Source organism: Frigoribacterium faeni (assembly GCF_007988805.1).
Taxonomy (GTDB): domain Bacteria; phylum Actinomycetota; class Actinomycetes; order Actinomycetales; family Microbacteriaceae; genus Frigoribacterium; species Frigoribacterium faeni.
The window spans coordinates 99,763-106,525 of the sequence record NZ_BJUV01000009.1; the positions used below are offsets into that span (position 1 = coordinate 99,763).

At 71.4% G+C, this 6,763-nt stretch carries 4 protein-coding genes; 3 read left to right on the top strand and 1 reads right to left on the bottom strand.

From position 1 onward, the window contains the following. The first annotated feature begins 42 nt into the window (after window positions 1–42). A complete protein-coding gene (locus FFA01_RS06225; RefSeq protein WP_146854074.1) occupies window positions 43–1,224 on the top strand; it encodes an NAD(P)/FAD-dependent oxidoreductase in 1,182 nt (393 codons plus the stop codon). A 75-nt stretch (window positions 1,225–1,299) separates the two neighbouring features. On the opposite strand, the gene FFA01_RS06230 is transcribed toward FFA01_RS06225, so the two are convergent. Beyond that, window positions 1,300–2,175, bottom strand: a complete 876-nt coding sequence (locus FFA01_RS06230; protein ID WP_146854076.1) for an SMP-30/gluconolactonase/LRE family protein — start codon at window positions 2,173–2,175, stop codon at window positions 1,300–1,302. 244 nt (window positions 2,176–2,419) lie between these two features. Between FFA01_RS06230 and FFA01_RS16100 the strand changes: the two genes are divergently transcribed. Beyond that, entirely contained in the window at window positions 2,420–4,234 is a 1,815-nt protein-coding gene (locus tag FFA01_RS16100) for a glycoside hydrolase family 15 protein (RefSeq protein WP_244289725.1), read from the top strand. Beyond that, window positions 4,231–6,630, top strand: coding sequence for a phosphoketolase family protein (locus tag FFA01_RS06240; protein ID WP_146854078.1), 2,400 nt, complete (start codon window positions 4,231–4,233; stop codon window positions 6,628–6,630). The genes FFA01_RS16100 and FFA01_RS06240 overlap by 4 nt, the downstream gene beginning before the upstream one ends. Window positions 6,631–6,763 lie beyond the last annotated feature (133 nt).

Below are 6,763 nucleotides of genomic sequence, written 5' to 3' on the forward strand. Positions count from 1 at the left end.
GCCTCCCGGGCGGTGCCTTCTCCCGTCGAGAGGACGACCCGCATGACCGAGAAGTTCGACCACGTGATCGTCGGCGGCGGCATGACCGCCGACGGCGCCGCCAAGGCGATCCACGAGACCACCCCCGACGCGACGATCCTGATCCTGAGCGCGGACGTCGACGCGCCCTACACCCGGCCTGCCCTGTCGAAGAAGCTCTGGATCGACCCGGACTACACCGAGGACGACAACGACCTGGGCACGGTCGCCGACTCGGGCGCCGAGCTCCGACTGCGCACCATGGTCGAGTCGATCGACCGCACGGCCCGCACGGTGACGACCACGGAGGGCGACGTGGTCGGCTACGGCCGTCTGCTGCTCGCGACCGGCGGCAGCCCCGCCGCGCTCGACCTGCCCGACGACGACCGCGTGATCTCCTTCCGCACCGCCGAGGACTACCGCCGGCTGCGGTCGCTCTCGGGCGGGGGACGGCACGTCGCCGTCGTCGGGGGCGGCTACATCGGCACCGAGATCGCGGCCGCCCTCGCCCAGAACGGCACGCGGGTCACGCTCGTGTTCCCCGACGACGTGCTCGGCGGCTCGGTGTTCCCGGCGGAGATCGCCGCGACCTTCGAGAAGGCCTTCGAGGAGGCGCGGGTCGCGCTGGCCCGCGGACGTCGCGTCGAGAGCGGCACGGCCGACGACTCCGGCATCCACCTCGTCCTCGACGACGGCTCGACGCTCGATGCCGACGCCGTGGTGGTCGGACTGGGCATCTCGGTCGACGACTCGCTGGCCGCCGACGCGGGGCTCGCCGTCGACGACGGGATCGTCGTCGACGAGCGGCTGCGCACCGACGACCCGGACGTGTTCGCGGCCGGCGACGTCGCCTCCTACCCCGACGCGATCCTCGGACGGCGTCGGGTCGAGCACGTCGACAACGCGAAGTCGCAGGGGCCGGTGGCGGGCCGCAACATGGCCGGTGCCGACGAGGTCTACGACCACACGCCGTACTACTACTCGAAGGTCTTCGACATCTCGTACGAGGCCGTCGGCACGCTCGACGCCTCGCTCGACACGGTCGTCGACGACAAGGGCGACGGCCGCTCGGTCGCGTACTACCTCGGCGAGGACGGCGTCGTCGCCGGCGTGCTGCTGTGGAACGTCGAGGAGGCGCGCGACGCGGCCCGGGAGACCCTGGCCGCCGGCGCGGTCCCGCGCGACGAGCTGGTGGGTCGCATCTGACGCACCGGCCATCCGCCTCCACACGGACGCCCGCCCGGTCTCTCGACCGGGCGGGCGTCGTGTCGTCCGACGGGATCAGCCGAACAGGAAGCTCTCGCGACCGGCGCGGTCGAGCTCGACGGTGAAGATGCCGCCGCTCAGCGGGTGGCGCTCGAGCTCGTCGTCGCTCATCTCCTCACGAGCCGACCCCACGAAGAGCGTGCGCATCTCGGGGCCGCCGATGGCGATGCCGGTGAGCTTCGGCGCCGGGAACGCGATGCGGTCGATCAGGTCGCCGTCCTGGTCGAGGTGGACCACGACGCCCTCGCCGTAGATCGCACCCCAGAACTCGCCCCGCTCGTCGCGGACCAGCCCGTCGTGCATCCCGCCGCTGGTGAACGGCACCACCCGGCCGAGCTCGCCGTCGGCGCCCCAGGTCGCCTGGAACACCGTCTTCACCCCCGTGTCGGTGAACCACATCGTGCTGCCGTCGTCGTTCCACTCGAGTCCGTTGAAGGTGGTGAAGCCGCCGCGCAGCCTCGTGACCTGCTCGTCGGGGCCGACGCGGTACATCAGGGCGTCGGGCTCCTCCTCGGTGACGTCCATGCCGCCGACCACGAAGGCGCCGAACGGGTCGCACTTGCCCTCGTTGAAGCGGATGCCGTCGTGCCGATGCGGCAGGTGGGCGATCTCGCGGAGGTCCCCGCCCTCGTCGTCGGTCGTGACGATCCGGTCGCCGAGAGCCATGATCAGCCCTCCGTCGCGACGGCGCTGCAGGCTCGCGAGCGGGGCCGGCAGCTGCGTCGTGCGGTCGTCGGTCCCGTCGGCGCTCGTGCGGTGCAGGACCCCCGGCGTGATGTCGCACCAGACGAGCTCCTGCCGGTCGACGTCCCACACGGGGCTCTCGACGAGCACCGCCTTCGCGTCGAGGAAGAGTCGGGGCTCGGACGTGGTTCCGGTGGGGAGGGGCATCGTCCCGGTCTACCAGGCGAGCCCCGGGGCGCGCCCGTTCCGTCCTCCCCCGGGGTACGCACCGCCCGATTGCACACAAGTCCCTGCGAGGCGCGGACACGAGGAGGCGCACCGGGCCACCGTAGAGGGCGTGACGGACATCCTCGACAACCCTGACGACACCCAGACCCCGGTCGACCCGGGCACCGCGCGTGAAGCCGGAGCCTGGCACCGCCCCGAACCCCGGGAGGACGGCTACGTCGCCCTGCGGTCCTACGGCGCCATCGGCGACGGCCGGACGGTGGGCCTCGTGGCCCGCGACGGGCAGATCGACTGGCTCCCCATGCCCGACCTCGACAGCGACCCGGTGTTCTCCGGCATCGTCGACGCCGGCCGGGGCGGCCGCATCGAGCTCCGTCCCGTCAGCGACGACTTCGAGGTGCAGCGCGAGTACGTCGAGAACACCAACGTCCTCGTCACGCGTTTCCGCACCGCCACGGGTGTCGTCCAGGTGACCGACGCCCTCGTCACGGGCGTGGCGGGGCGTCTGCCCTGGGCCGAGCTCGCGCGGCGGATCGAAGGGCTCGAGGGGTCGGTCGACATGCGCTGGGCGGTCGTGCCCGGCAACACGTTCGGCACGCATCCGATCCGCCGGGTCGACACCCTGCACGGGCCGGTGCTCCGCGCCGCCGACATCAACCTGGCCCTGGTCGGCTTCGAGCACGGTCGGCTCGACTCGATCGAGCCGGGCGACGGTGAGGCCCACGGCGGTCCGCACCGCTTCTGGGGCGAGTTCAGCACGCACGAGGGCTCGCGCTCGCTGATCTGCCTCTGCGGCGTCGACGACGAGCCCCTGCATCTGCCCGACCCGCACGTCGTCGACCGGGGCATCGACCGGACGGTGCGCAACTGGCAGTCCTGGTCGGACGAGTTCAACTGGGACGGCCCGTGGGCCGACGCCGTCCAGCGGAGCGCCCTCGCCCTCAAGCTGCTGATCTTCAGCCCCACCGGCGCCATCGCGGCCGCCGCCACGGCGGCCCTGCCCGAGAACTTCACGGGCGACAAGAACTGGGACTACCGCTTCGCCTGGGTCCGCGACCTCGCCTACACCGTGAACGCCCTCGTGCGCTTCGGCCTGCGCGAGGAGACGCAGGCCGCGGTGTCCTGGCTGCTCTCGTCGCTCAAGGCGAACGGCCACGAGATGCGCATCTTCCTGAACCTCGACGGCACCGTCCCCGACGGCACGCACGAGACCGGATCCGAGGGCTGGCGCGGCATCGGCCCGGTCTACAAGGGCAACCCCGCCGGCGAGCAGCTGCAGCTCGGCACCTACGCCGACATCCTGGCGATCATGAGCCAGTACGCGGCCGACGGCAACATCCTCGACGAGTCGACCGGCGATCTGCTGGCCGGCTTCGCGGACGACGCCTGCCGCCGCTGGCAGGAGAAGGACTCCGGGATGTGGGAGCTCGGCGACGAGCAGCACTACGTCAGCAGCAAGATGGGCTGCTGGCAGGCGATCGACGCAGCCCTGCACCTCACCGAGGTGGGTCAGATGCATCCCGACCCGGACGACGTCGAGCACTGGAAGAAGAACCGCGACCTGATCGTCGAATGGGTCGCCGAGCACGGCTGGTCGGAGGAGCTCGGCGCGTACGTCATGCACCCCGGCAGCGACAAGCTCGACGCCTCGGTGCTGCTGCACGCGCCCAGCGGCTTCGACCGCGGCGAGCGCATGTCGCGCACCATCGACGCCATCCGCCGCGAGCTCGGGGCGGGGCCGCTGGTCTTCCGCTACAGCGAGGTCGACCAGGAGGAGGGCACGTTCCTGGCCTGCGCCTTCTGGCTCGCGAGCGCCCTCGCCTGCGTCGGCCGACAGGGCGAGGCCGTCGAGCTCATGGACCAGCTGGTCGTGCAGCCCAACGACCTCGGCCTGATGACCGAGATGATCAGCGCCGACAACGGCGAGTTCCTCGGCAACCTGCCGCAGGGGCTGAGCCACCTGGCCCTGGTCAACGCCGCCATCACCATCGACGAGATGGGCCGCGAAGGCACCACCGACCACCTGGAGGGCCAGTGACCACGGCAGACGCCACCCCGTCGCTCCCCGCGACGGCCGACGAGCTCGCGCTCGTCGACGGTTGGTGGCGGGCCGCCAACTACCTCACGGTCGGGCAGATCTACCTGATGGAGAACGCGCTGCTGACCCGGCCGATCGCGGCCGACGACATCAAGCCGCGCCTCCTCGGCCACTGGGGCACGTCCCCGGCGCTGAGCTTCGTCTACGCCCACCTGAACCGCATCATCCGCCGCGACGACCGCGATCTGCTCTACGTCTGCGGACCGGGCCACGGCGGACCGGCGATGGTGGCCAACACCTGGCTCGAGGGCACGTACTCCGAGCTGTTCCCCGAGGTCTCGGCCGACGCGGTGGGGATGCAGAGGCTGTTCAAGCAGTTCTCGTTCCCGGGCGGCATCCCGTCGCACGCGGCGCCCGAGACACCGGGGTCGATCAACGAGGGCGGCGAGCTCGGCTACTCGCTGAGCCACGCCTACGGTGCCGTGCTCGACGATCCCGATCTGGTGGCCGTCTGCGTGATCGGCGACGGCGAGGCCGAGACCGGCCCGCTGGCGACCAGCTGGCACGCGAACAAGCTGCTCGACGCCCGTCACGACGGCGCGGTGCTGCCCATCCTCAACCTCAACGGCTACAAGATCGCCAACCCGACCGTGCTCGCCCGCATCCCCGAGGGCGAGCTGCTCGAGCTCCTGCGGGGCTACGGATACGAGCCCATCGTGGTCGCCGGCGGCTTCGACGGCGAGGATCCGATGCACGTGCACGAGCGGATGGCCGCCGGCCTCGATCGCGCGTTCGCCCGGATCGACGAGCTGCAGCGCGAGGCGCGCACCGGAGACGGCGTCGAGCGTCCGCGCTGGCCGATGATCGTGCTGCGCACCCCCAAGGGCTGGACCGGCCCGAGGGTCGTCGACGGCGAGCGGATCGAGGGCACCTGGCGTGCGCATCAGGTGCCCCTGAGCGGGGTCCGCGAGAACGACGAGCACCGGACCCAGCTCGACGAGTGGATGAGGTCCTACCGTCCCGCCGAGCTGTTCGACGGCGACGGGCGCACCATGTCGTGGCTCGACGGGCTGCGTCCCCGCGGCGAGAAGCGGATGAGCGCCATCCCGGCGTCGAACGGCGGCCTCGTGCGCCGCGACCTGTCGCTGACGGACTACCGGGCGCACGCCGTCGAGACCTCCGACGACCGGCGCACCCAGGCCGAGGCGACCCGGGTGCTCGGCCGGTGGCTGGCCGAGATCGTGCGCGACAACCCGTCGACCTTCCGCCTCTTCGGACCCGACGAGACCGTGTCCAACCGGCTCGACCCGGTGTTCGACGTGACCGACCGGGTGTGGGCCGCCGACATCTGGCCCGAGGACGAGCACATCGCCCCGAGCGGACGCGTCATGGAGGTGCTCAGCGAGCACCTCCTGCAGGGGCTGATGGAGGGCTACCTGCTGACCGGCCGACACGGCCTGCTCAACACCTACGAGGCGTTCGTGCACATCGTCGACTCGATGTTCAACCAGCACGCCAAGTGGCTGGAGAGCGCCGACGGGATCGACTGGCGGGCGCCGATCTCGTCGTTCACCTACCTGCTGTCGTCGCACGTCTGGCGACAGGACCACAACGGCTTCTCGCATCAGGATCCGGGGTTCCTCGACGTCGTCGTCAACAAGCAGGCGCACCTCGTGCGCATCTACCTGGCCCCCGACGCCAACACCCTCCTGGCCGTCGCCGACCACGCGTTCCGGACGACCGACACCGTCAACGTGATCGTCGCCGGCAAGCAGGAGTCGCCCGCCTGGCTGTCGCTGCCCGAGGCGGAGGAGCACGTCCGGCGCGGTGTCGGCATCTGGGAGTGGGCCGGCACCGAGGGCACCCCGGTCGAGGGCGTCGACCCCGACGTCGTGCTCGCCTGCGCGGGCGACGTGCCGACGCTCGAGACGATCGCGGCCGCCGACCTGCTGCGGCGGTCGCTGCCGTCGCTCCGCACCCGCGTGGTGAACGTCGTCGACCTCATGCGCCTGCAGGACGTCCGCGAGCACTCGCACGGTCTGACGAGCGACGACTTCGACGCGCTCTTCACGACGTCCGCACCGGTCGTGTTCGACTTCCACGGGTATCCGTCGCTCGTCCACCAGTTGACGTACCGCCGGACGAACCACGACAACCTGCACGTCCGCGGGTTCCAGGAGCGCGGGACGACGACCACGCCCTTCGACATGGCGATGCTCAACGACATCGACCGCTACCGCCTGGTGCTCGACGTGCTGCATCGTGTGCCGGGTCTGGCCGACGAGCACCCCGAGCTGGTGGCGGACGTCGAATCGCGTCGGGAGATCGCCCGGCAGTACGCGTACACGCACGGTGAGGACCACCCCGACGTGACCGGCTGGCAGTTCGGCGACTGAGCCGCGGCCCCGAGCGTCGACACCCGCGTCTCGCGCACCGCACCGCACCGCGTCTCGTGCACCGCACCGGCCCTCGTGCACCGCACCGCGTCTCGTGCACCGCACCGGCCCTCGTGCACCGCACCGCGTCTCG